This is a genomic window from Actinomycetospora lutea, from assembly GCF_028737205.1.
In the GTDB taxonomy this organism is placed as follows: Bacteria; Actinomycetota; Actinomycetes; order Mycobacteriales; family Pseudonocardiaceae; genus Actinomycetospora; species Actinomycetospora lutea.
On the sequence record NZ_JAQZAL010000006.1, the window covers coordinates 138,851 to 162,977 of the forward strand.

Annotated in this window: 22 protein-coding genes; 9 read left to right on the plus strand and 13 right to left on the minus strand. The window is 75.9% G+C overall.

Annotation, left to right across the window (positions count from 1 at the left end; genetic code table 11):
• The first annotated feature begins 6 nt into the window (after nucleotides 1-6).
• The 4 genes from PHK61_RS09130 to PHK61_RS09145 all read left to right on the plus strand — a co-directional run bounded on the left by PHK61_RS09130 (nucleotide 7) and on the right by PHK61_RS09145 (nucleotide 6,969).
• A complete protein-coding gene (locus PHK61_RS09130; RefSeq protein WP_274280647.1) occupies nucleotides 7-2,781 on the plus strand; it encodes an AAA family ATPase in 2,775 nt (924 codons plus the stop codon).
• 83 nt (nucleotides 2,782-2,864) lie between these two features.
• Complete coding sequence (locus tag PHK61_RS09135; protein ID WP_274280648.1) at nucleotides 2,865-3,026, plus strand: hypothetical protein; 162 nt, start codon at nucleotides 2,865-2,867, stop codon at nucleotides 3,024-3,026.
• Nucleotides 3,023-3,733 carry a hypothetical protein gene (locus tag PHK61_RS09140; protein ID WP_274280649.1) on the plus strand — a complete coding sequence of 237 codons (711 nt, stop codon included), beginning with the start codon at nucleotides 3,023-3,025 and terminating at the stop codon, nucleotides 3,731-3,733. The genes PHK61_RS09135 and PHK61_RS09140 overlap by 4 nt, the downstream gene beginning before the upstream one ends.
• The gene (locus PHK61_RS09145) at nucleotides 3,730-6,969 is read left to right on the plus strand and encodes a bifunctional cytochrome P450/NADPH--P450 reductase (RefSeq protein ID WP_274280650.1); all 3,240 of its coding nucleotides are present in this window, start codon (nucleotides 3,730-3,732) and stop codon (nucleotides 6,967-6,969) included. Before PHK61_RS09140 ends, PHK61_RS09145 begins: the two co-directional genes overlap by 4 nt.
• Nucleotides 6,970-7,071: 102 nt before the next feature.
• Here the strand turns inward: PHK61_RS09145 and PHK61_RS09150 are convergent, their stop codons facing one another.
• The 5 genes from PHK61_RS09150 to PHK61_RS09170 are packed head-to-tail and all read right to left on the minus strand — an operon-like array spanning nucleotide 7,072 to nucleotide 11,150.
• Nucleotides 7,072-7,386 (minus strand): HPr family phosphocarrier protein, encoded by a 315-nt coding sequence (locus tag PHK61_RS09150; RefSeq protein ID WP_274280651.1) that lies wholly within the window; start codon nucleotides 7,384-7,386, stop codon nucleotides 7,072-7,074.
• Nucleotides 7,383-8,954: a PTS fructose transporter subunit IIC gene (locus tag PHK61_RS09155; protein ID WP_274280652.1), complete on the minus strand. Its 1,572-nt coding sequence runs from the start codon at nucleotides 8,952-8,954 to the stop codon at nucleotides 7,383-7,385. Before PHK61_RS09155 ends, PHK61_RS09150 begins: the two co-directional genes overlap by 4 nt.
• Nucleotides 8,951-9,409, minus strand: coding sequence for a PTS sugar transporter subunit IIA (locus PHK61_RS09160; protein ID WP_274280653.1), 459 nt, complete (start codon nucleotides 9,407-9,409; stop codon nucleotides 8,951-8,953). Before PHK61_RS09160 ends, PHK61_RS09155 begins: the two co-directional genes overlap by 4 nt.
• The gene (gene pfkB / locus PHK61_RS09165; RefSeq protein ID WP_274280710.1) at nucleotides 9,406-10,362 is read right to left on the minus strand and encodes a 1-phosphofructokinase; all 957 of its coding nucleotides are present in this window, start codon (nucleotides 10,360-10,362) and stop codon (nucleotides 9,406-9,408) included. Before pfkB ends, PHK61_RS09160 begins: the two co-directional genes overlap by 4 nt.
• A gap of 17 nt (nucleotides 10,363-10,379) precedes the next feature.
• Complete coding sequence (locus tag PHK61_RS09170; RefSeq protein ID WP_274280654.1) at nucleotides 10,380-11,150, minus strand: DeoR/GlpR family DNA-binding transcription regulator; 771 nt, start codon at nucleotides 11,148-11,150, stop codon at nucleotides 10,380-10,382.
• 208 nt (nucleotides 11,151-11,358) lie between these two features.
• Between PHK61_RS09170 and PHK61_RS09175 the strand changes: the two genes are divergently transcribed.
• Nucleotides 11,359-13,086, plus strand: a complete 1,728-nt coding sequence (locus tag PHK61_RS09175; RefSeq protein ID WP_274280655.1) for a phosphoenolpyruvate--protein phosphotransferase — start codon at nucleotides 11,359-11,361, stop codon at nucleotides 13,084-13,086.
• A gap of 4 nt (nucleotides 13,087-13,090) precedes the next feature.
• Here PHK61_RS09175 and PHK61_RS09180 read toward each other — a convergent pair whose 3' ends face one another.
• From PHK61_RS09180 to PHK61_RS09200, 5 genes are all read right to left on the minus strand, one after another.
• A complete protein-coding gene (locus tag PHK61_RS09180; RefSeq protein WP_274280656.1) occupies nucleotides 13,091-14,302 on the minus strand; it encodes an RtcB family protein in 1,212 nt (403 codons plus the stop codon).
• An 84-nt stretch (nucleotides 14,303-14,386) separates the two neighbouring features.
• Nucleotides 14,387-15,220, minus strand: a complete 834-nt coding sequence (locus tag PHK61_RS09185) for an IclR family transcriptional regulator (protein WP_274280657.1) — start codon at nucleotides 15,218-15,220, stop codon at nucleotides 14,387-14,389.
• Entirely contained in the window at nucleotides 15,217-15,588 is a 372-nt protein-coding gene (locus PHK61_RS09190; protein WP_274280658.1) for an MFS transporter, read from the minus strand. Before PHK61_RS09190 ends, PHK61_RS09185 begins: the two co-directional genes overlap by 4 nt.
• Nucleotides 15,588-16,487 (minus strand): MFS transporter, encoded by a 900-nt coding sequence (locus tag PHK61_RS09195; protein ID WP_274280659.1) that lies wholly within the window; start codon nucleotides 16,485-16,487, stop codon nucleotides 15,588-15,590. Before PHK61_RS09195 ends, PHK61_RS09190 begins: the two co-directional genes overlap by 1 nt.
• Nucleotides 16,488-16,519: 32 nt before the next feature.
• On the minus strand, nucleotides 16,520-18,160 hold the full coding sequence (locus PHK61_RS09200; protein ID WP_274280660.1) for a bifunctional 3-(3-hydroxy-phenyl)propionate/3-hydroxycinnamic acid hydroxylase: 1,641 nt from the start codon (nucleotides 18,158-18,160) through the stop codon (nucleotides 16,520-16,522).
• 92 nt (nucleotides 18,161-18,252) lie between these two features.
• Between PHK61_RS09200 and PHK61_RS09205 the strand changes: the two genes are divergently transcribed.
• The gene (locus tag PHK61_RS09205; protein ID WP_274280661.1) at nucleotides 18,253-19,212 is read left to right on the plus strand and encodes an amidohydrolase family protein; all 960 of its coding nucleotides are present in this window, start codon (nucleotides 18,253-18,255) and stop codon (nucleotides 19,210-19,212) included.
• Nucleotides 19,213-19,234: 22 nt separating this feature from the next.
• Nucleotides 19,235-20,290, plus strand: a complete 1,056-nt coding sequence (locus PHK61_RS09210) for a maleylacetate reductase (protein ID WP_274280662.1) — start codon at nucleotides 19,235-19,237, stop codon at nucleotides 20,288-20,290.
• Here PHK61_RS09210 and PHK61_RS09215 read toward each other — a convergent pair.
• Nucleotides 20,247-20,870: a TetR/AcrR family transcriptional regulator gene (locus PHK61_RS09215; protein ID WP_274280663.1), complete on the minus strand. Its 624-nt coding sequence runs from the start codon at nucleotides 20,868-20,870 to the stop codon at nucleotides 20,247-20,249. The genes PHK61_RS09210 and PHK61_RS09215 overlap by 44 nt on opposite strands.
• Nucleotides 20,871-20,944: 74 nt before the next feature.
• On the opposite strand from PHK61_RS09215, the gene PHK61_RS09220 reads away from it, so the two are divergent.
• Nucleotides 20,945-21,610: a cytochrome P450 family protein gene (locus tag PHK61_RS09220; protein ID WP_274280664.1), complete on the plus strand. Its 666-nt coding sequence runs from the start codon at nucleotides 20,945-20,947 to the stop codon at nucleotides 21,608-21,610.
• A gap of 41 nt (nucleotides 21,611-21,651) precedes the next feature.
• Nucleotides 21,652-22,080 (plus strand): cytochrome P450, encoded by a 429-nt coding sequence (locus tag PHK61_RS09225; protein WP_274280665.1) that lies wholly within the window; start codon nucleotides 21,652-21,654, stop codon nucleotides 22,078-22,080.
• A gap of 39 nt (nucleotides 22,081-22,119) precedes the next feature.
• Here the strand turns inward: PHK61_RS09225 and PHK61_RS09230 are convergent, their stop codons facing one another.
• Entirely contained in the window at nucleotides 22,120-23,466 is a 1,347-nt protein-coding gene (locus PHK61_RS09230; RefSeq protein ID WP_274280666.1) for an FAD-dependent oxidoreductase, read from the minus strand.
• Complete coding sequence (locus PHK61_RS09235) at nucleotides 23,463-24,077, minus strand: PadR family transcriptional regulator (protein ID WP_274280667.1); 615 nt, start codon at nucleotides 24,075-24,077, stop codon at nucleotides 23,463-23,465. The genes PHK61_RS09230 and PHK61_RS09235 overlap by 4 nt, the downstream gene beginning before the upstream one ends.
• Between the last annotated feature and the right edge of the window lie 50 nt (nucleotides 24,078-24,127).

Below are 24,127 nucleotides of genomic sequence, written 5' to 3' on the forward strand. Positions count from 1 at the left end.
TGAATCATGACGACGCGCCCCGACCCCGCGTGGTCGCGGCGCGCCGTGACCGGCCCGGTCTTCGTCGGGCGCCGGGGTCCGCTCGCGGAGGTCGACCAGGCCTGGGAGGACGCGCGGGCCGGTCGCCCGGCCGTCGTGTGGGTCGAGGGCGAGGCCGGCGCGGGCAAGACCGCGTTCCTGGCGCGCGCCGCCGCCGGCCGGCGCGCGGCCGCCGTGCTCACCGCCACCGGCGACGCCGCCGAGTCCGCGCTCGCCCACGGCCTGCTCGACCAGGTGGTCGCGGGCCTGCCGCCCGGGCTCCTCGACCGCTTCCCGCTCCTGCGCCCCGACCGCGCGCCGCGGGCCGACCCGCTGGCCGTCGGCGCGGACCTCCTCGGGGCGCTGGGCGCGGTGCCCGACGACGACCCGGTGCTCGTCGTGCTCGACGACGTGCAGTGGGCCGACCCGGCGTCGGTGCGCGCGCTGGTGTTCGCGCTGCGCCGCCTGCGCCACGACCGGGTGCTCGTCCTCGCGGGCATCCGCCACCCCGCGGTCGGGCCGGGCGACGCGGACGAGGGGGACCGGCCGGTCGCGCCACGGTGGTGGGAGCGGCTGCCCGCGACCGGGGACACGGTGCGCCGGGTCCGGCTCGAGGGCCTGGACCCCGGCGAGCTCTCCGAGCTGGCGGCGGCGCTGGGGCGTCCGCTGGGCTCGACGGGCGCCGCCGAGCGGCTCTGGCGCCACACCCGCGGGCACCCGCTGCACGCCCGGACGCTGCTCGAGGAGCTGCCGCCCGAGGTCCTCGCCGGCACCGCCGACGTCCTGCCCGCCCCGCGCAGCCTGCCCTCGGTGCTGCTCGTGCGGCTGTCGCGGGCGGCGCCGGGCACCGAGGCGCTCGTCGTCGCGGCGGCCGTGCTGGGGGAGAGCGCCCCGCTCGCGCTCGCCGCCGCCGTCGCGGGCCTCGACGACCCCTCCGCCGCGCTCGACGAGGGCGTCGGGCTCGGGCTCGTCGAGGAGCTCCCGGGCGGGCCGCCGGTGCGGATCGGGTTCGTCCACCCCCTCGTGCGCGCCGCGGTCCGCGGGGACCTGCCCCCGGCGCGGCGCCGGGCCCTGCACGCCGCCGCTGCCGCGCGGCTGGCCGGGCGGGCCGCCCTCGACCACCGCATCGCGGCCGCCGCCGGGCCCGACCCCGCGCTCGCCTCCGAGATCGAGGAGCTGGTCGCGGCGCCGGGCGCCCTCGCCGGCGCGGAGGCCGCCGATCTGCTGCGCGCGGCCTCGGAGCTGAGCACCGCGCCCGACGACCGCGAGCGCCGGCTGCTGGCGGCGACGTCACGCCTCATCGGCGACGGCGAGATCGGGCGCGCCGTGGCGCTGGCCGACGCGGTGGAGGGCTGCCGGCCGGGGCCCTGGCGCTCGGCGGTGCTGGGCCAGCTCGCCCTGTTCACGGGGCGGTTCGGCGTGGCACGGGAGTGGTTCGAGGCGGCGCTGGCGACCGAGCCGAGCGCCCCCGGCGAGGAGCGCCCCGGTGACCGGGCCCGGGCGGGCGCCGCCGCACACCTCGCGATCCTGCACCTGCTGCACGGCGACCCGGAGCGCGCCGTGGCCACCGCCGGCGTCGCGCTGTCCCAGGGTGCCCGCGGCGCCGACGTGCGCCTGCCGGGCGGGCTCGCGCTCGTCCTCGGGCTCGCCGCCCTGGGCCGCGGCGCCGACGCCCGCGCCGTCCTCGACCGCGCCTCGGCCGGCGACGGGCGCCCGCCCCTGGTCGACGCCGTCATCGTGCGCGGGGTGCTCGCCGCGCTCGCCGGCGACGACCCGGCGGCCGCGGTCGATCTCGACGAGGCGGTGCAGCGGGCGCGGGCGGGCGAGCCGGTGCGCGGCCTGGCGCTGGCGCTGGCGTTCCGGCCCGCGGTCGCCGACCGCACCGGCGCGCCCGACGGCGTCGTCGAGGGCTTCGAGCTGGCCGTCACCCTCGCCCGCGACGGCGGCACCGCCCTGCCCGGTGCGTTCGCCCACGCCTTCGCCGCCGAGGCCCTGGCCGTGCGGGGTCGCACCGACGAGGCCCGCGCGCACCTCGCGGCCGCCGCGGCGTCGGGGCCGCGCTGGTGGGGCATCGACGTCTGCGCGGCCATCGCCGCGGCGCGCCTCGCCGAGGTGTCCGACGACCCGGCCGGCGTCCTCGAGGCCCTCGCGCCGACCCGCGACCCCGGGGTGCGCGCCCTGGCCGACGGGCTGGGGATGCTCGCGCCGCGGGTCCTCGAGATCGAGGCGCTCCTGGCCCTGGGGCGCACCGACGAGGCGGACGCGGCGCTCGCGGGGCTGGAGCAGCGCGCGGCGGGACGGCACCGGGTCGACGCCGCCCGCCTGCGACTGTGCCGGGACGGCGGGCGCCCGCGGTCGGTGGCCGAGCTCGGCGTGGACGGGGTCGCGGCGCCGCACGCGCTCGCCCGGCTCGAGACCGAGATCGGGCGCCGGCTGCTCGCGGGCGGCGAGCGCCGCGCCGGCGTCGACCTGCTCCGCGGCGCTCGCGACACCCTCGCCCGGCTCGGCGCGGCGCCGTGGCGGGCGCGCTGCGAGTCCCTCCTGCACGGGGCCGGGCTGACCCCGGCGGCCACGGACGAGGCGCTCGGTCTCACCCCGCACGAGAAGGCCGTCGTCGCCCTCGTCGCCCGCGGCCTGACCAACCGCGAGATCGGCCAGGACCTCTACATCACCCCGCGCACCGTCGCCTACCACCTGTCCAACGTCTACGCGAAGCTCGGCATCGCCTCCCGGCGCGAGCTGGTGCGCCTGCGCCACCACTGACTGGAAACCGGACTGGAAGGTCCGGACGGGGTGCACGACCCCTCCGGCGGCGCACGCTCGACCGCGTCGAGGAGGAGGTCCCCATGCACCTGTCGGTCGATCTCCTCCGCACGTCCGACGGGCGTCTGGAGGGCACCGTGATCACCGAGACCGGCCGTGAGCAGGCGTTCTCCGGCACGCTCGACCTGCTGCGGATCCTGGAGGATCTGCAGCCCGAGCCGTCCGAGGAGCGGTGGTCGCGGTGAGGCCCGCGACCCCGCGGCTGGCCGCGGTGCTGGGCATCGTCTTCGCCGCCCTGTTCGTCGCGGCGCTGGTGAGCGTCAACGGCATCCCGCACCTGAACGCGCCCGTCGGCGACTACGCCGCCTTCTACGACGGGGCCGGCGACACCCTCGTCACCGCGGTCGCGATCTACCTCGTGCCGCTGGCCGGGATCGCGTTCCTCTGGTTCGCCGTCGCGATGCGCTCGGTGATCGACGCGCTCGAGACGAAGCCCTCGGCGATGGCCGACGGGCTCAACCTGCTCTCCGGGGTCCTGTTCGTGGGGCTGCTGTTCGCCGGCACCGCCGCGATGGCCACGCCGGTGCTGCTGACCACGATCGGCGGCGGCGCGCCGCTCGACCCCGAGATCGCGCGGGGGCTCTCCGCGCTCGGCTACGGCCTGGTCTTCCTGTTCTCGGTCCGCGGGGCGGGCATGTTCGCGCTGACCACGACGACGCTGCTGCGCGGTGCGGGCGTCATGCCCCGGGGCGCCGCGGTCGTCGCGTACCTGCTCGCGACCTGGCTGCTGCTGACCGCCACCGACCACCCCGCGAGCCTGCTCGTCCTGCCCGCCTGGGTGCTGCTCGTCGCCGTCGTCCTGCTGCGCCACGACCGCCACGTCCGTCGGGGAGCCCCGGCACCGTCGCCCGACCCGACCCCCGCCGTCCTGAGCCCGAGGAGCGAGTCATGACCACCACCCCCCGCCCGCTCTCCGAGGTCCCCGGTCCGAAGCCGCTGCCGGTCATCGGCAACGCGCGCGACATCGACACGCACCGGCTGATCCAGAGCATCATGGAGCTGGCCGACCGGTACGGCCCGATCTTCCAGCTGCACACGCCCGGCGGCACGACGTTCGTCGTCTCCGGCCTGGAGATGGTCCAGGACCTCTGCGACGACGCCCGCTTCGACAAGCTCGTCGGCACCGGCCAGCGCGAGATCCGCAAGACCCACACCAGCGCCGGCCTGTTCACCGCCGACACCGCCGACCCGCTGTGGAAGTCCGCGCACGACATCCTGCTGCCGAGCTTCTCGACCTGGGCGATGAAGGGCTACCTCGACCCGATGGTCGACATCGCCCAGCAGCTGATGCTCAAGTGGGAGCGGCTCAACCCCGACGAGCCGATCGACGTGGCGGGCGACATGACCCGGCTGACGCTCGACACCATCGCGCTGTGCGGCTTCGGCTACCGCTTCAACTCCTTCTACCGCGACACCCAGCACCCCTTCGTCGAGGCGATGATGGAGTCGCTCTCGGAGAGCCTCAAGCGCCAGCAGATGCTCCCGATCCAGATCAAGATGCGCCGGGGCGCCCAGCAGCGCTTCCTCGCGAACGCGAAGTTCATGGACGACACGATCGACAAGATCGTCAAGGAGCGGCGGGCGTCCGGGGATCCCGGCAGCGACCTGCTCGGGCACATGCTGGTCGGCACCGACAAGCAGGGCAACACGCTGCCCGACCACAACATCGTCGCCCAGTGCGGCACCTTCCTCATCGCCGGTCACGAGACCACGAGCGGTCTCCTGTCGTTCGCGATCGCCTACCTGCTCAAGAATCCCGACGTCGTCGCCCGCGCCCAGGAGGAGGTCGACCGCGTGCTGGGCACCGACCCGTCCGCGGCGCCGACCGTGGCCCAGGTCGGCCGGCTCACCTACGTCCGCCAGATCCTCGACGAGACGCTGCGACTCTGGCCGACGGCGCCCGCGTTCACGCGCCAGGCCCGGAACCCGGGCGAGACCGTCGGCGGCTACGGCCCCTTCGACCCGGGGACGGGGATCGTCGCGCTGACCCCGATGCTGCACCGGCTCCCGGAGGTCTGGGGCGCCGATGCCCGGGAGTTCAACCCCGACCACATGGCCCCGGAGCGCCTCGACGCGCTGCCCCCGAACGCCTACCGGCCCTTCGGCTCCGGGCAGCGGGCGTGCATCGGCCGGCAGTTCGCCCTGCAGGAGGCCGTGCTCGTGCTCGGGATGGTCCTGCAGCGCTTCGACCTCGTCGACCACGCGAACTACGAGCTGAAGATCAAGGAGTCGCTGACCATCAAGCCCGAGGGCCTGACGATCACCGTCCGGCCCCGGGAAGGACGCACGTGGGGGTCGGCGGCGCGCCCCGCGGCGGTGGCGGCCGCCGAGCCGCGTCCCGCGGCGTTGCCGGTCACGCCCGCGGACCGGCACGGCACGCCGCTGCTGGTGCTGTTCGGTTCCAACCTCGGCGCGGCCGAGGACCTCGCCACCCGCGTCGCCCGCGATGCCACGGACCGCGGGTACACCGCGCGGACCGCCGCGCTCGACGAGGCGGTCGGCGAGCTGCCGACCGAGGGCGCCGTGGTCGTCGTGACCTCCTCCTACAACGGCGAGCCCCCGGACAACGCCGGGAAGTTCTGCGCCTGGCTCGACTCCGCCGCCGCGTCGGCGACCGGGGTGCGGTTCACCGTCTTCGGCTGCGGCAACCGCGACTGGGCCGCGACCTACCAGGCCGTGCCGACCCGCGTGGACGCCGGCCTCGAGGCCCGGGGCGGGACGCGCGTGTACCCGCGCGGCGAGGGTGACGCCCGCGGCGACTTCGACGCGCAGTTCGAGGACTGGTACGGCGGGCTGTGGGGCGCGCTGGGCGCGGCGCTGGGCCTCGAGGCGTCGGCGACCGCGACGGCCGGGGGCGGCCCGCGGCTGGCGGTGGCGCTCGAGCAGCGCCGGACCGCGAGCCCGGTGCTGCAGTCCTATCGGGGACAGGCGGCGACGGTGCGCATCAACCGCGAGCTCACCGCCCGCGCGGGCACGCCGGGCGGGCGCTCGGTGCGCCACCTCGAGATCGCCATGCCCACCGGCACGACCTACGGCACGGGCGACCACCTCGGTGTCCTGCCGCGCAACCCGATGTCGCTGGTCAACCGCGTCATCCGGCGCTTCGGCCTCGACGGCGGCCAGTTCGCGACGCTGACGGCGGGCGGCAGCGCGCCGACCCACCTGCCCGTCGGCGAGCCCTACCCGCTGCTCGCGATCCTCGCCGGCTGCGTCGAGCTGCAGGACGTGGCGAGCCGCGCCGGGCTCGCGGCGATGGCGGCGGCGATGCCGGAGGGGACGGCCCGCGACGGGCTCGCCGCCCTCGCCGGCACCGACGACGAGGCGAAGGCGCAGTACCGGGAGCGGATCGCGAAGCCGCGCCGCACGCTGCTCGAGCTGCTCGAGGCGCACCCCGACTGCGCGCTGACCTTCGCGGACTTCCTCGACCTCCTGCCCCCGCTGCGCCCGCGCTTCTACTCGATCTCCTCGTCGCCGCAGGCGTCGTCGGACGTCGCGCTGACGGTCGGGGTGCTCGAGGGCCCGGCCCGCGCGGGCGACGGGTCGACCTTCCGCGGCGTGTGCTCCGGGCACCTCGACGAGGTCCCCGAGGGCGGCACGGTGTTCACGTTCGTGCGCAGCCCCAGCATCGCGTTCCGCCCGCCGGAGAACCCGCACATCCCGATGATCATGGTGGGTGCGGGGACGGGCATGGCGCCGTTCCGCGGGTTCCTGCAGGAGCGCGAGTCGCTGCGCGCCAAGGGCGTGCCGATCGCGCGGTCGCTGCTGTTCCTCGGCTGCCGCGACCCCGAGGACGACCTGCTCTACGCCGACGAGCTCGCCGCGTTCGACAAGGCCGGCGTGGCGACCCTGTTCCCGGCGTACTCGCGGGTGTCGGGCTACCCGTACCGCTACGTCCAGCACGCGCTCGAGGGCGCGGCGGACGAGGTGTGGGCGGCGATGCAGCAGGACGCCGTGGTCTACGTGTGCGGCAACGCCTCGACCATGGCGCCCGGTGTGCGCGCGGCCCTGGTCGCGGTGTTCCGCGCGAAGACCGGCGCGGGCGAGGCCGACGGCGAGGCGTGGCTCGCCGGCCTGCGGGCCTCGAACCGCTACCTCGAGGACATCTGGGGCGAGACGGCGGTGGTGTAAGCGCGGTGGCGGAACCGCGCGAAGGGCCCCTTCGGTCGACTGGTGCGACCGAAGGGGCCCTTCGCTCAACTCGGTGGTGCGGGTGGTGCGGTGCGGTGCGGGTCAGGCGTCGAGGTCCGTGGCGAGGAGCTCGGCGAGGGCGTCGACGCTGGCCCGGGCGTCCTGGTCGCCCGTGTCGGCGCTCAGGGTGATCTCCTGGCCGCCGCGGACGCCGAGCCCGAGCACCGAGAGCATGCTGCGCGCGTCGGCGGTGGAGCCCTCGGCGGTCCCGATGGTGACCTTGGCGGGCTGGGCGGCGGCGGCCTTGCAGAAGACCATCGCGGGGCGGGCGTGCAGCCCGATCGGGGTGGCGACGACGACCTGGCGCGTGATCATGACGGTCTCCTGGGCCGAGGGGGTGGCGTGCGGGGCGCTCATGCGGTGGCCCCGGCGTGGCTGGTCGCGGACGGGCTGGTCGCGGACGGGGTGCTCGCGGACGGGGTGCTCGGGGCGGCCTCGGCGGGCGCCTCCCCGAGGGCGACGGGGGTGCCGTCGTCACGGCGGCGGGCGACCGTCTTCAGCAGCAGGACCAGGGCGCACGCGACGAGCGTCCCGGCGACGACCGCCACGAGGAAGCCGAGCGGGTTGCCCATCAGCGGCACCACGAAGACACCGCCGTGCGGGGCGCGCAGGGTCGCGCCGAAGGCCATGGACAGGGCGCCGGTCACGGCGCCGCCGACCATGATCGAGGGGATGACGCGGAACGGGTCGGCCGCCGCGAAGGGGATCGCGCCCTCGGAGATGAACGAGGCGCCGAGCAGCCAGGCGGCCCGGCCGTTCTCGCGCTCGGCCTGGGTGAACAGCGACCTGCGCACGACCGTGGCCAGCGCCATCGCCAGCGGGGGCACCATGCCGGCGGCCATGACCGCCGCCATGATCGTCAGCGCGGTGGGCGACGCCGTGGTGAGGCCGGCGACGGCGAAGGTGTAGGCCGCCTTGTTGACCGGCCCGCCCATGTCGAAGCACATCATCAGCCCGAGCAGCAGGCCGAGCAGGATCGCGTTGGTGCCCGAGAGGCCGTTGAGCCAGGAGGTCAGGGCGTCGGTGGCCGCCGCGATGGGGCGCCCGACGACGACGAACATCAGCAGGCCGACGACCGCGGTGGACAGCAGTGGGATGACGACCACCGGCATGATCCCGGCCAGCGCCCGGGGCACGCGCCAGGTCTTGATCCACATGACCAGACCGCCGGCGGCGAAACCGGAGACGAGCCCGCCGAGGAAGCCGGCGCCGGTGGTGACCGCGATGGCGCCGCCGACGAAGCCGGGCACGAGCGCGGGCCGGTCGGCCATCGCGTAGGCGATGTAGCCGGAGAGGACCGGGACGAGGAAGTTGAACGCCGCCGACCCGATGCCGAAGGCGAGCGCGCCCCAGGCGGTGAGCGAGCCGACGTCGAAGCCGCCCTCGAGGATCGACTCGTAGAGCGGCGCGTCCTCGGGCAGGTTGATCTGGTAGCCGCCGAGGGCGAAGCCCAGGGCGATCAGCAGGCCGCCGGCGGCGACGAACGGGATGACGAAGCTGACGCCCGTCATGAGCCAGGCGCGGACCTTCGACGCGGCGCCCGGACCCGCCGGGGCCTTGGCGCCGGCGGGGGTGGCCGCGGTGCCGGCGGGGGCACCCGTGGTCGCGGGCGCCGGCGCGTTCGCGGCGGCCTCCTCGGCCTGGCTGATGAGCCCCGGCGCGCCGGAGATGGCCTTCTTGACCCCGACCTGCACGAGCGGCAGGTGGGCGAAGCGCTCCTTGTCGCGCACCTCGACGTCGGCGGCGAAGATCGCGGCGTCGGCCTCGGCGAGCTGGGTCCCGGTCAGGGGCGTCGAGCCGGCCGAACCCTGGGTCTCGACGACGATCGAGTGCCCGGCCTCCTCCGCGGCGGCCTCGAGGGCCTCGGCGGCCATGTACGTGTGGGCGATGCCCGTCGGGCACGCGGTGACGGCGACGATCTTCACGCCGACACCTCCTTCGCGATGAAGTCGGCGGCCTCGGCCGCGTCGGTGGCGGACCGCAGGGTGTCCTTGAACGACTGCCGCACCAGGCGGCGGGCCAGCGCCGCGAGCACGGTCATGTGGGCGTCGCCGCCGCCCGCGGGCGCGGCGATGAGGAAGACGAGGTCGGCGGGGCCGTCCTCGGCGCCGAAGTCGACGCCGGCGCGGCTGCGGCCGAAGCCGAGGGTGGGTGCGGTGACCGCCTCGGAGCGGCAGTGCGGGATGCCGATGCCGCCCTCGAGGCCGGTCGGCATCTGGGCCTCGCGGGCCTCGATGTCGGCCAGGAACCGGTCGAGGTCGGTGACGCGGCCGGCGGCGACGAGCCGCTCGGCGAGCGAGCGCACGACGGCGGCGCGGTCGCCCGCGGGCAGGTCGAGGTCGACGAGGTCGGCGGTGATGAGGGCGGTGCTCGTGGTCATGATGCCTCTCCGGTGAGGTCGAGGGACTCCGGCGGCGCGGACGCCGGTTTGACGGACGTGATGTCGACGTCGGCGGGGCCGGGCACCGCGGTGCCGGGCAGTCCGACGGCGGCGGCCCCGCAGGCCACCGCGTGCACCAGGGCGTCGGCCGGGGACGCGCCGGAGGTGCGGGCGAGCAGGTAGCCGGCCAGGGTCGAGTCGCCGGCCCCGACCGTGCTGCGGACCGCGGTGACGGGCTCGGCGGCGCAGTGCCAGGTGCCCTCCGCGGTGGCGACCAGGGCGCCCGCGGCGCCCATGCTGACCAGGACGGTCCCGACGCCCCCGGCGCGGATCTCGTCGGTGGCGGCGAGGACGTCGGCGAGGCGGGGCAGCGGGTGGCCGACGAGCTCGGCGAGCTCGGCGACGTTGGGCTTGACCAGGTCGGGGCACGCGGCGACCGCGGCGGCGAGCGCGGGCCCGCTGGTGTCCACGGCGACCCGGGTGCCGGGCCCGCCGCGGCGGGCTGCGGAGACGATGCGGGCGTGCAGGTCGTCCGGGGCGCCGCGGGGCACGCTGCCCGCGCTGACGACCCAGGCCGCCGGGGCGGCGTGCACGGCGACGGTGTCGACGAGGACGTCGACCTCGGTCGCGGCGAGCTCGACGCCCGGCTCGTTGACCTTCGTCGTGGTCCCGTCGGGTTCCACGAGCGCGGTGTTGACCCGCGTGACGCCGCGCGCCGGCGTGCTCACCGGCTGGATGCCGGCTGCCCGCAGCAGCTCGGCGAGCTCCCCGGTGCCGCCCGGCATCACCGCGAGGGTCGGGTGCCCGAAGCGGGCCAGGACGCGCGAGACGTTGACGCCCTTGCCGCCGGGGTCGACGCGGTGAGCGGTGGCGCGCAGGACCGCGCCGCGGGTCAGCGCGGGGATCTCGACGGTGCGGTCGAGGCTGGGGTTCGGGGTGACCGTGACGACGATGTCCCCCGCCGCCCCGCTCACGCGATCACCAGCTCGGGACCCGCGGCCCGCAGCGCCTCGGGGGCCTCCGGGTGGGCGGCGGCCAGGCGGCCGTCGGTGATCAGCGTGTCGATCGCCTCGAGGGTCGCGAAGCGCGAGAACGAGTCGGCGCCGTACTTGCTGGCGTCGGCGACCACGATCGTGCGGGCCCCGGTGCGCACCATCGCGCCCTTGACCGCGGCCTCCGCGACGTCCGGGGTCGTGAGGCCCCGGTCGACCGAGAAGCCGTTGGTGCCGAGCACCGCGACGTCGACGTTGACGCTCTCGAGCGTCTGGAGGGCCCAGCGGTCGACCGCGGAGAGCGTCGTGCCGCGCACGCGGCCGCCGATCATGTGCACCGTGATGCGGTGCCGGCCGGCCAGCAGGGACGCGATCGGCAGCGCGTTGGTGACGACGGTGAGCTCGACGTCGTCGGGCAGCAGCGCGGCGATCCGGGCGGTGGTGGTGCCCGCGTCGAGCAGGATCGTCGACGCCTGCCCGAGCTCGGCGACCGCGGCCTTGGCGATGCGGTCCTTCTCCTCCTGGTGCGTGACGTCGCGCGCGGCGACGCCCGGCTCGACCTCGAGGCGACCCGCGGCGATGGCGCCGCCGTGCACCCGGTGCAGCAGGCCCTGGCGCTCGAGGGCGGTGAGGTCGCGGCGGATGGTCTCGGTGGTCACCCCGAGCTCCGCGGCGATCGCGGTGACCTCGAGGCGCCCGAGCTCCTGGGCCCGGCGGACAAGGAGCTGGTGACGCTCGGCGGCGTACATGCCCGATCACCTCCGTTCCATGTTGGCTTGGTTGGAAGTTTGTGGTTTTACCTGTGGACTGTCAAGGGGTTCGTCTCGTAGCGTTTCCGGCGGCGACACCGGGAGGGCGCGACGCCGCACCCCGGAGACCGCCGCAGGGACACCACGAAGAACCACACATCCGGACACGACCGGGCACAGCCGGGGGACACGGGAACGGGAGCCGACGATGAGCACGACCGAGACGCGCGAGCAGCAGGCCGGCACGCGAGGAGGGGACGGACCCCTGCGCGGGACCCCGGCGAGCCGGGGCGCCGCCGTGGGCCCCGTGGTGCGCGTCCCGGAGCCGCTCGGCGAGCCGGCCGCCGGCCCCGCGGTGCCCGCCGAGCGCCGCGAGGCCGAGGCCGCGCGCATCGCGCCGGCCGCGGCCGAGGTCGCCGCGCGCCTCATGGCGCTGGGCGGTCGGCCCGGGCTCGCCCCGGACGTGGCGAACGTGCTGTTCGCGACGTCGATGATGGCCGAGGACCCGGCGCTGCTCGACGCGGCGACCGCCCTGGTCCGCGAGCACGGCACCCCGCCCGCCCGCGCCGTGCACGAGGCCGCCGCCCGGTTCGTCGCCGCCCTGCAGGCGGCCGGTGGCTACATGGCCGAGCGGGCCGGCGACGTCGCCGACGTGCGCGACCGGCTCGTGGCCGAGCTGCTCGGCGTCCCCGCCCCGGGCGTGCCGCCGCTGGACGGCCCGTCCGTGCTCGTCGCCCGCGACCTCGCCCCCGCCGACACCGCGACCCTCGAGCCGGGCACCGCCCTCGCCCTGGTCACCGAGGAGGGCGGCCCGACCAGCCACACCGCGATCCTGGCCCGCTCGCTGGGCGTGCCCGCGGTCGTCGCGTGCCGCGGCGCCGCCGGGCTCGACGAGGGCACGCTCGTGCGCGTCGACGGGACCGCCGGGACGGTGGCGGTCGTCCCGGCCGGGACCCCCGTCGGCGCCGACGTCGCGGCGGCCGGGCCCCGCGCCGTGACCGGCCCGGTCACCACCACCGACGGGCACCGCGTCGCCGTCGTCGCCAACATCGCCGAGGCCAAGGACGCCGAGCGCGCCGCCGAGGTCGGCGCCGAGGGCGTGGGCCTGCTGCGCACCGAGCTGACGTTCCTCTCGGCGACGACCGAGCCCACGGCGGCGGACCAGCGCGCCGGGTACGCGGCGACGATGGCCCCGCTCGCCGGCACCGCGGGTGTCCCGATCACCGCGCGCACCCTCGACGCAGGCGCCGACAAGCCCGTCCCGTTCCTGCACATGCCCCCCGAGCCCAACCCGGCGCTCGGCGTGCGCGGACAACGGGTGTTCGACCAGGGGACCGCCGATCACGACGGCGTGCTCGACCGCCAGCTCGCCGCCCTGGTCGGGGGCGCCGCCGACGCCGGGGTCCGGCTCAAGGTGATGGCGCCGATGATCGCCACGGCCGGCGAGGCCGCGCGGTTCGTCGCCCGCGCCCGTGCCGCCGGCGTCGACGAGGTCGGCGTGATGATCGAGGTCCCGGCCGCGGTGCTCGGGGCGCGCGAGCTGCTCGCCGAGGTCGACTTCGTCTCGGTCGGCACCAACGACCTCACCCAGTACCTCTTCGCCGCCGACCGCCAGTCGGGCGCGCTCGCCGGGCTCAACGACCCGTGGCAGCCCGCCCTGCTGCGCCTGCTCGACCAGCTCTGCCGCGAGGCGGTGGTGGCGGCCACCCCGGTCGGCGTCTGCGGGGAGGCGGCCGCGGACCCCGACCTCACCGTCGTGCTCGTGGGGCTCGGCGTGACGTCGCTGTCGGCCTCGCCGTCGGCGCTGCCCGCGGTCGCCGCCCGGATCGCCGCGCTCGACCTCGACACGTGCCGCCGGGCCGCGAGCGCCGCCCTCGCCGCTCCGGACGCCGAGGGCGCCCGGGCGGCCGTGCGGGCGGCGGCGGACGCGGGCTGAGCGTCTACGCGCCCTTCACGTTCACGATCTGGCGCAGGGTGTGCCGGACCTCGACGAGGTCGGCGGCGTCGGCCATGACCACGTCGACGTCCTTGTAGGCGGCCGGGATCTCGTCGATGAACGCGTCGGTGTCCCGGAACTCGATGCCCGCCATGGCCTCCCGCAGCTGCTCGTGGGTGAAGGTCGCGCGGGCCTTCGTCCGCGAGTACGCCCGGCCCGCCCCGTGGGGCGAGCTGCGCAGCGAGTCCGCCTCGCCCTTGCCGGTCACGACGTACGACGCCGTGCCCATCGACCCCGGGACGAGTCCCGCGCGGCCCGCGGTGGCGTCGATGGCGCCCTTGCGCGAGACCCAGACGTCCTCGCCCGCGTGGGTCTCCGGCACCGTGTAGTTGTGGTGGCAGGAGATCCGCTCCTCCTCCACGACCTCGGTGCCGACGAACTCGGCGGTCTGCCGCACGACCCGGTCCATCATCTCCTCGCGGTTGAGCAGCGCGTAGTGCTGCGCCCACCGCAGCTCGCGGATGTAGGTCCAGAACTCGTCGGTGTCCTCGGTGAGGTAGGCGAGGTCCTGGTCGGGCAGGTCGACGCCCGCGCACGCCTCCCGGGCCACGGCCGTGTGCCGCTGGGCGATCTTGTTGCCGACGCCCCGGGAGCCGGAGTGCAGGAACAGCCACACCCGGTCGGCCTCGTCGACGGAGACCTCGATGAAGTGGTTGCCGCCGCCCAGCGTGCCGAGCTGCGCCTCCCATCCCTTCTTGTCCCGCGACGGGTCGAACCCGGCCTCCTCGGCGAGGGTGGTCAGCTCCTCGACCCGCGGCACGGACGTCGCCACGACCTTGCGGTTGTGGTGCCCGGCGCCCAGCGGGATCGCCCGCTCGATCGCCTCCCGCAGCGGGGCGAGCGACCCCGGCGGCAGCCGTCCGCCTCCGGCGCGGGGGCTCCGCTTCGCTCCGTGCCGCAGGAGCTCCGCGACGTCGAACTGCGTGCGCACCGCCGCCATCCCGCAGCCGATGTCCACGCCCACCGCCGCCGGCATGATCGCCCGCAGCGTCGGGATCACCGAGCCGACGGTTGCGCCCCGGCCGAGGTGCGCGTCGGGCATCAGCGCGACGTGCGGGTGGATGAACGGCATCGCCGCGGTCCGCTCGGCCTGCTCGCGGGTGCTCTGGTCGAGGATCGACGCCCAGTTGAGCAGCCGCTCGTTGATCTTCTCCATGGCTCCGTCGTCCCCCCTCCGCGGCTCGGGTGCCGTGCGGATCGGAGGTGACGGTAGCCACGGACGGGGCGGCGCACCTCCGGATTACGCGACCCCGAGCTCGGCGGACATCGCCGCCGTCGCCTCCAGCAGCGCCGTCGTGACGTCCTCGAGGACCCCCGGCGCCGCGGCCCGCTCGGGCAGGGCCAGCGCGACGACCAGCGGCAGCGAGTCACCCGTGGTGAACACCGGCGCCGCGACCGACGCGATGCCGGGGATGACCCCGCCGGAGGTCAGCGCGCAGCCCCGCCGGCGGACCTCCTCGGTGATCCGGTCGATCTCCGCGACGGTCGGCTCCGCGCCCTGCGCGCGCAGGACCGGGTCGGTCAGCGCGCGCGGGAGGTGCGCGAGGTACACCTGTCCCACCGACGAGGTCAGCAGCGGCATCGTCGCCCCGACCCGCACGGTGATCGGCAGCGCGTAGGCCCCGTAGTCCCAGCGCACGATCACCGGGCCGTGGTCGCCCCACACCGCGAGGTTGACCGCGTGACCGGTCCGGTCGCGCAGCCCGGGGATGAACTGCCCGACCAGGCCGACCTCGTCCATGCGCCGCAGCGACTCGGCGCCGAGGCGGCGCAGGGCCGGGCCCATGTCGTAGAGCCCGGAGCTGGGCGACTGGGCCACCATCCCCGCCCGCCCGAGGCTGACGAGGTAGCGGTGGGCCTTGCTCGCGCCCATGCCGCTGGCGTTCGCGATCTGGGTCAGGCTCATCGGCCCGCCGCCCCGCTCGAGCGCGTCGAGGACGGTCATGGCGATCTCGACCGACTGGATGCCCTGGCGGGTGCTGCCCGGCGGGCCGGGGGTGTCGGTGTCGTCGTCCGTGCCGGCGGGGGCCACGCCGTCGACCCTAGTCATCGCGACGTGGCCCCCGGCGCTCATGCGCTGACCCGCGGGGTGTCCGGGTCGGCGGTGGGGTCGGCGGTGGGGTCGGCGCTGGGGTCGGCGCTGCGCGAGCGGATCGCGGGCACGGCGGCGGCGAGCAGCGCACCGAGGACGCCGGGGACGGCGAACAGGTAGAAGTTCCACTCCACGCCGAGCCCGGACGACAGGATCGCGGCGCCGAGGAGCGGCCCGGCGATCGCGCCGAGGCGGCCGACGGACAGCGCCCAGCCGATCGCGCGCCCGCGCAGCTCCGCCGGGTGGTGGCCGACGATGAAGGCGTTGGTCAGCACCTGCGAGCCGATGAGCCCGAGGCCGCTGACGAACATGAGCAGGAAGAGCAGGCCGAGCGCCGGGCGGGCGCTCATCACCAGCAGGCTCGCGGCGCCGGCCAGGACGCGACGGCGACGACGGGCTTGACACCGACCCGGTCGGCGATCTTGCCGCCGAGCACCATGCCCACGCCCGCACCGACCCACATGGCCGCGGTCTGCAGCAGCGACGAGCCGAGCGAGTAGCCCGCGGTCTGCATGATCGTCGGGAGCCAGGTGCTGATGCCGAACACGAGCAGCAGGCCGCAGAACGACATCGCCCAGAACAGGAGGGTCGCGCCGCGCACGCCGGGGGCGAGCAGGGGGCGCAGGCCCAGCAGGTCGCCGCGGGACCGGCCGCCCGACTCCTCGTGCACCGGGCTCTCGGGCAGCAGCCGGATCGCGAGCGGGAGCAGGACGAGCGCCGGGGCCGCGCCGATGACGTAGATCCAGCGCCAGCTCCCGCCGGTCAGCAGCGCGGCGCCCAGCAGCGGCGCGAGCAGCGCGCCCCCGGCGTAGCCGGACATCATGATCCCGACGTTGCGGGCCCGGCGCTCCGGCGCCGAGAGGTCGGCGACGTAGGCGGTCACCGTCGGGAGCACGATGCCGAGCCCGACGCCGACGGCGAAGCGGGCGGCGCCGAACAGCGCGAAGCCCGGGGCGACCGCGCACACGAGCATGCCGAGCGAGAACAGGGCCGCGCCGCCGATGAGCAGCCGCCGGCTGCCGGCGCGCCGGATCGTCGCGGCGCAGATCGCGGCACCGACCAGCATCCCGATGGCCACGAGCGAGCCCACGGTGCCGGCGGAGCCCTTGTCCGCGCCGACGGCGGGGTCGGCGAGCAGGGAGGGGACGGTCACGCCGTAGCAGGCGAGGTCGTAGCCCTCGAGGGCGGCGAAGCCCGCGGAGAGGACCAGGACGAGGCGCTCGGTGGCGCGGGTGGGCGGTGCGGTCACGGTGGCTCCTGGCAGCGGCGTCGGCGGGAGGGTCAGCGGAGGAGGGCGGGCGCGGGCGCGCCGAGGGCGGCGGCCAGCTCGCGGGCGAGGGTGTCGGCGGCACCCGGGTCGGTCGCGGTGCCGAAGACGTAGAAGTCGGGCCGGACCGCAGCGGCCACGGCGTCGTGGGCGGCGAGCCACGCGAGGTGCGTGCCCTCGGCGTCGACGACGTGGCCAGGGTCGGGGGCAGCGGGCGACGCGGTGCCGGCCTCGTGCAGCGCGACGACGCGGACGCCGGCGTCGGCGAGGACGGCGAGCAGGTCGTCGGCGAGGGTCACGCGCCGGGCGTCGAGCAGGAGGTGCGCCGGGTGCCCGACGACCTGGTCGAGCCGGTCGCGCCGTGCCCCGTCGTCGACCACGCCCTGCGCGACCAGCTCCCCGCGCCCGGGCCCCGACGACGTCGCGAGCAGGCCCTCGACCAGCCCCGGGAACCGGATCTCTTCCGGGTGCTGGTGCGCCGCCCGGCGAGCGAGCAGCACGCGGTCGCGCTCGGCGGCCCGCGCCGGGTCGCGGACCGTCTGCTGGCGGCCCAGCTCGATACCCTTCTCGATCACCGCGCGCACGTGCGGCTCGCGCTCCTGCTGGTAGGTGTCGAGCACCTCGTCGCCGAGGCGCCCGCGCAGGACGGCGTCGAGCTTGAAGGCGATGTTCTGCGCGTCGCGGATACCCGAGCACATGCCCTGGCCCAGGAACGGCGGCATTTGGTGCGCGGCGTCGCCGGCGAGCAGCACGTGCCCGACCCGCCAGCGGTCGGTGACCAGGGAGCGGAACGTGTAGGTGGCGACGCGGATGAGCTCGGCGTCGTCGGGGGAGAGCCAGCGCCGCGTGCGGGCCCAGACCTTCGCCGGGTCGCGCTCTGCTCCGAAGTCCTCGACCGAGTCGAGCATGTAGCTGAACCGGTGGTGCGCCGGCCCGAGCGAGATGATCGAGGTGGGCCCGGCCGGGTCGCCGACCTGGCGCGCCGTCGGCACCGCCGGCGGGGCCGACGGGTCGCGGAACCGGAAGTCGCAGACCATCCACGGCTCGGAGAACCCGTAGTCGTCCATGGTGCGCCCGAGCGCCTCGCGCACGAAGCTGTTGCCGCCGTCGCAGGCGATCACCCAGCGGGCGCGCACGCGGTCGGGACGGCGGCCGCCGGTGAGCAGCTCGACGTGGTCGCCCCCGCCGTCGACGCCGTCGGTCAGGCCCGTGACCGGCGTCCCGAGCCGGACCTCGACCCCGGTGGCCCGCACGCGCTCGTCGAGCGCCGCCTCGAGATCGGGCTGGTACATCATGTACCACTCCGCCCAGCCGCTGCGGCCGCGCGCGGCGAAGTGGTGCTCGATGAGCAGCTCGCCCGCCGCATTGCGCCACTCGTAGTTGCGCTGCACGTGGAGCGCGGGCAGCAGCGCCTCGGCGATCCCGACGCGCGCGAACGTCCGCATCGTCTCGTCGTCGAAGATCGCCGCGCGCGGCAGGTTGTAGAGCCCGTCGTAGCGCTCCAGCACGACGACGCGGTGCCCGGCGGCGCCGAGCAGGGCGGCCGTGACCATCCCGACCGGCCCGTAGCCCACGACGGCCACGTCGACGACGTCGGCGCTGTCGTCGGCCCCGATGGTCGAGCTCCGCTGCGCTGCGTCTCCGTCCTGGGTCATGCGCTCTCCTCCTGTGAGGTTTGACACCGCCGAACCGTAGGATTCATTATTACGCAAGTCAATGCACGATGGTGAAACGGATCGAGGGCAGGATGCGCACGATCGGCCTGGAAGAGCACTTCGTGACCCCGGAGCTCGCGCCCTACGGCGCCGGGACGGCGACGATCGCGGAGCCGCACGTCTGGGAGGAGATGTCGCGCCGGCTCCACGACCTCACCGGCGCGCGCCTCGAGCGCATGGACGCCGCCGGGCTCGACGTCCAGGTGCTCTCGCTGAACTCGCCGGGACTGCAGGCCGAGCCCGACGCCGCACTCGCCGTCTCCCGCGCCACATCCGTCAACGACCTGCTCGCCGCGACCGTCGAGGCGCACCCCACCCGCTTCGCCGGCTTCGCCGCCCTGCCGCTGCAGGACCCGCAGGCCGCGGCGAAGGAGCTCGAGCGCTCGGTGACCCAGCTGGGCCTGCGGGGCGCGCTGGTCAACGCCCACACCCACGGCCGCTACCTCGACGACCCCGAGCTGCGGGTCGTCTGGGAGTACGCGCAGGGCCTGGACGTTCCGCTCTACCTGCACCCGGCCACCGGTGTCGACGCCGCGCACGTGCTCTCGGGGCACCCCGAGCTCATCGGGCCGATCTGGAGCTGGGGCACCGACACCGCGTCGCACGCCCTGCGCCTGGTCTTCAGCGGGGTGTTCGACGACTTCCCCGAGGCCAAGCTGCTGCTCGGGCACATGGGCGAGGCGCTGCCGTTCACCCTGTGGCGCCTCGACTCGCGCTGGGACTTCCACGCCCACCACGGCATCGAGCTCGCCCGCGGGCGCCCGTCGGAGTACCTGCGGCACAACCTCTACATCACGACCAGCGGGGTGTGCTCCGCCGCGCCGCTGCTGTGCTCGTTGCTGGCACTCGGCTCCGACCACATCCTCTTCGGCACCGACTACCCCTTCGAGGAGATGGACGTCGCCACCGAGTTCCTGCGCACCGCCCCGATCAGCGAGGCCGACCGGGAGAAGATCGCGCACGGCAACGCCGAGCGGCTGCTGCGGCTCTGACGCCGGCCGTACCGTGACGCCCGTGAGCCTGTCCTTCGTCCACGACGCGCTGCCGATGCGCGTGGTCTTCGGCCCCGGGCGTCTTGCCGAGCTCGGCGCGGAGGTCGAGCGCCTCGGCCTGCGCCGGGTGCTGGTGCTCGGCACGCCCGAGCAGGAGGCGACGCTGCGGGCGACGGCGGACGGGCTGGGCGGGCGCGCGGCGGACGTCTTCCCGCAGGCGCGCCAGCACGTGCCGGCCGCGGTCGCCGCCGCGGCGGCCGACCGGGCCCGCGAGCTGGGCGCCGACGGGTGCGTCGCGGTCGGCGGCGGGTCGTCGGTGGGGCTGGGCAAGGCCGTCGCGCTGCGCCACGGCCTGCCCGTGGTCGCCGTGCCGACGACCTACGCCGGCTCCGAGATGACCCCGATCTGGGGGCTGACCGAGGACGGCGAGAAGCGCACCGGCCGCGACCGCGCGGTGCTGCCGCGCACCGTGGTCTACGACCCGGAGCTGACGCGCTCGCTGCCCGTCGGGCTGTCGGTGACCAGCGGGCTCAACGCCGTGGCGCACGCCGTCGAGGGGCTGTGGGCGCCGGACGGCACCCCGATCACCGCGCTGATGGCCGAGGAGGGCGCGCGCTCGCTGCTCGCGGCGCTGCCGACGATCGTCGAGCACCCCGACGACATCGAGGCCCGGTCCGGGGCGCTGCAGGGCGCGTGGCTGTGCGGCGCGGTGCTCGGGGCGACGACGATGTCGCTGCACCACAAGCTCTGTCACGTGCTCGGCGGCTCGTTCGACCTGCCGCACGCCGAGACCCACGCCGTCGTGCTCCCGCACGTCGTCGCCCACAACGGGCCGTCGGCGCCGGCCGCGGTCGCGGCGCTCGGGCGGGCGCTCGGGGTGGCGGCCGACCCCGGGACGGTGACGACGGCGCTCGCCGACCGCGCCCGCGGCCTCGGCGCGCCGACCTCGCTCGCGGCGCTCGGGATGCCCCGCGACGGGCTCGCGCAGGTCGTCGAGCGGGTGCTCGCGCAGCCCTACGCGAATCCGGCGCCGGTCACGCGCGAGAGCCTGACCGCGCTGCTCGAGGCGGCGTACTGACCGACCCGAATGCCACGTCGAGGTGCCCGTCGAGGGTCGCCCGCGCGGCGTCGGGCGCGAGGTGCCCGCCCAGCACGTGCACGGCGAGGCCCTCGACGAGCGCGAGCAGGCCCGTCGCCGCGATCTCGGGATCGAGCGGGCCGGCGTGCCCGGCGGCACGGATGCGCCCGGCGACCGCGGCGCGCATGCCCTCGGTGTCCTGGCGGAGGCGCGCCGCGACGTCGGGGCGGGTCGCCGCGTAGGCGTGGTAGGCGACGGCGACCCGGCCCTCGAGCTCGCGGTCGGCGTCGAGGGGGAGCAGCTGAACCAGCAGGGCGCCGACGAGGCGGCGCGGATCGTCGCCGGTGGCGTCCGGGTCGTCCTCGAGGCGCGCCTGCACGCGCGCCGCGACGACGTCCAACGCGAAGATCATCATCTCGTCCTTGGTGCGGAAGTAGTGCTGCACCATCCCCGCGGTCACGCCGGCCTCCGCCGCGACGTGGCGCAGGCTCACGTCCATCAGTCCGCGGTTCGCGGCCACGCGCAGCAGCGCGTCGGCGAGCAGCGTCCGGCGCTCGTGGTGGTCGACCTGCTTCGGCACGGGGACACCTTGTCACATTGCATCTGCAACGCCACCTCCGATACGTTGCGACTGCAACGCAAAAGGAGGCCTCCGTGGACACGACGCTCCCGCTCGAGCGGCCCGACCCGACGACCCCGCCGGCCGCGTACCGGTGGCTGCAGGAGCACGAGCCGGTGGCCCGCGTCGTCGGCGCCGACGGGACGCCGGCGTGGCTCGTGACGTCGTACGACCTCGTCGCGGCCGGGCTCACCGACCCACGCCTCGGGCTCACCCCGCCCGGGGTCCCCGTGGACGAGCGCGCGTCGCTGTTCCGGGACGGGCCCGCGCACACCCGGCTGCGCCGCCTGGTGGCGCGCGCGTTCACCCCGCGGCGGGTCGCCGCGCTCGCGCCCCGGATCGAGGCCCTCGCCGACGAGCACGTGGCGGCCCTGGTCGCGGCGGCGCAGGACGGGCCCGCGGACCTCGTCGACCTCGTCGGCGCCCCGCTCGCCGTCGGGTCGCTCGGGCTGCTGCTCGGGGTCGCGCTCGAGGACCACCCGCACTTCCGCGCGCTGGTCGACGACGCCCTGCGCGCCGACCCGATGGCCGCGGCCGGCGACCCCGCCTGCTCGCCGAGGCCGAGCGGGCGTGGGGCGCGCTCACGGCGTTCACCGCCGGGCTCGTCGCGGCCGCCCGCGAGCGCCCGGGTGACGACCTGCTCTCCGCGCTCGCCGCGATCTCCGACGCCGACGACGGGCGCCTCGGCGACGGCGAGCTGATCGCGCTGGTCACCGCCCTGCTCGCGGCGGGGGTGATCACGGTGCGGGGCGGGCTGGCGGTGGCGGTGGTGCACCTCCTGGGCGAGGACGGGCTCGCGGACCTGGCGGACCGCCCGGACGTGCCGGGGCTCGTCGACGAGCTCGTGCGGCGGATGGGCGTCGAGGTGTTCCCGCGGTGGGCGCAGGTCGACCTCGAGCTGGGCGGGGTGGCGGTCGCGGCCGGCGAGAAGGTGCTGCTGCGCCTCGAGGCCGCGAACCACGACCCGGCGCGCTCCGGTCCGCACCTCGGCTTCGGGCGCGGGCCGCACCACTGCCTCGGGGCCGCGCTGGCCCGCGTCGAGCTCACCGCCGCGCTCACCGCGCTGTCGCGCCGGGCCCCGCACCTGCGCCTGGCCGTCCCGGTCGCGGAGATCCCGTGGCACCGCGGCGAGGTCGACGCCGGCCCCCTGGCGCTGCCGGTCCGTCCGTGAGCTCCTGGCCGACAGCCCCGGGACGTGCTCACGTGGCCGTCACACCAGCTCGGAGTCGCGCACCTTCTGGAATCCGCGGGCCATGCGGCGCTTGGCCGGCGGGATGCGGTCGACCAGCCGCATCCCGGTGCGCTGCGCGAACACCGACAGCGGGCCGATCACCGGCCGGCGCGCGGTGCCGTTGTCGTTCATGAACTCCAGCGACTCGCGGACCGCGAGCGACGAGTAGCGGCGCATGAGGTCCTCGTACTCGCCGACCGCCTCGAGCAGCGTCATCTCGCCGTCGCGCACCCGGACGAGGCGGTCGCGCAGCTCGCGGGCGTCGCGCAGGGCGGTGTTGGCCCCGGCGCCGCGACCCGGGGTCATGGTGTGGGCGGCGTCGCCGAGCAGCGTCACCGTGGTCGGGGTCCACGCCGGCACGGGGTCGGCGGTGCGGATGGCCAGGGCCACCGCGGCGCCGGGGTCCGACGTCGCGATCAGGTCGAGCCAGCGGGGGTCCCAGCCCTCGCTCAGCTCGCCGGCGAGCGTGACGAGCGCGCTGTCGGTGCGGTCGAGCAGGTCGGCGGGCGCGAGCGTCCGGGACGTCGTGATCGCCCAGGACACGTAGTCGGTGGTGTTGTCGAAGCGCAGGCCGGGCCAGCGGGCGAGCAGCTCGTCGTCGTTCGAGCCCGGACCGTCGACACCGCCCCACGGCATGCGCATCACGTGCGTGATCCCGAACTGGCCGCGCCGGTCGAAGTACATGCCGAAGCCGTGCCGCACGGGTTCGGGCAGCAGTGCGAGCGTGCGCTCGGTGAGCAGCGTCTTGCCGCCGATCGCGACCAGCCCGGTCTCGGTGTGCGTCGCGTGCGGCAGGTACTGCCGGCGCACCGGCGAGCTCGCCCCGTCGGCGCCGACGAGCAGGTCGCCGGTGTCGGAGCCGCCGTCGGCGAAGTGTGCGGTGACCCGCCCGTCGGGGTGCTGCTCGTAGTGCGTGAACCGGCGGTCGAACGTGACGACGTCCTCCATGCCCGTGAACAGCACCTGGCGCAGGGTCATGCGGCTGACGTTGTGCTCGCCGTCTTCAGGAGCACGAGCCCCGGGGCCGTCGCCGGTGTGCGGGAAGTCGGCGAAGTCCAGGCGGAGCAGCGTCCGGTACCGCTCGGTGAGCATGGCGAGCATCTCGTAGGGCGCCGCGGTCGTGGCCACGAACGTCGCGAACAGCTCGGGGCTCAGGCAGGCCTTCAGCGCGCGCGCCCCGTTCGGCGAGATGCCCACCCGGTAGCCGTGCAGCCCGCTGCTGCGCGTGCGGTCGCGCTCGTGGACGGCGACGTCGATCCCCGCGTGGCGCAGCCCGTGCGCGAGGCACATGCCGCCCGTCCCGCCGCCGATGATGATGACCTTCATGGTGTGTCCTCCCGCTCGACATCGATCCGGCGTGCGATGTCGAGGAGCTCGGCGCGGTCCCAGGTGAGGGTGCCGGAGCGCAGGTCGTCGAGGAGGCCGGCGAGGTAGGTGACGTCGGCCTCGAGGTGGGCGATCGCGTAGTCGTCGTCGAGCAGGACGACGCGGGGCAGCACGCCGGCCACGTGGTCGAGCTCGCGGCGCCGGTGCTCGAGCTCGCCGCGCCGGGCGGACAGGCGCAGGGCGAGCGCGTCGGCGGCGACCTCGGGATCGAGCAGCGGCAGGTACGACAGCGCGGCGGCGAACTCACCGAACTCCTGGCGCGGCGCCGTGAGCATGTCGAGGGTCCAGGTGACCGCCAGCTCCCGGCCCGCGTCGGTGGCCGCGTACACGGTGCGCTCCGGTCGGGTCGCCTCCCGCTCGGTGCCCTGCGCCGCGAGCAGGCCGTCGCGCACGAGCCGGTCGATCGTCTTGTAGAGCTGCGAGCGCTGCCCGACGTTGACGACCTGGTCCTTGCCGCGTTCCCGCAGGAGCTGCTGCATCCGGTACGGGTGCATGGGCTCCTCCGCGGCGAGGGCGAGGACGGCGAGGGCGAGTCCGGAGCGCTGAGTCATGGTGTGATGGACACTAGTGTCATCGACACTATCTGGCAAGCGTCAGCTCG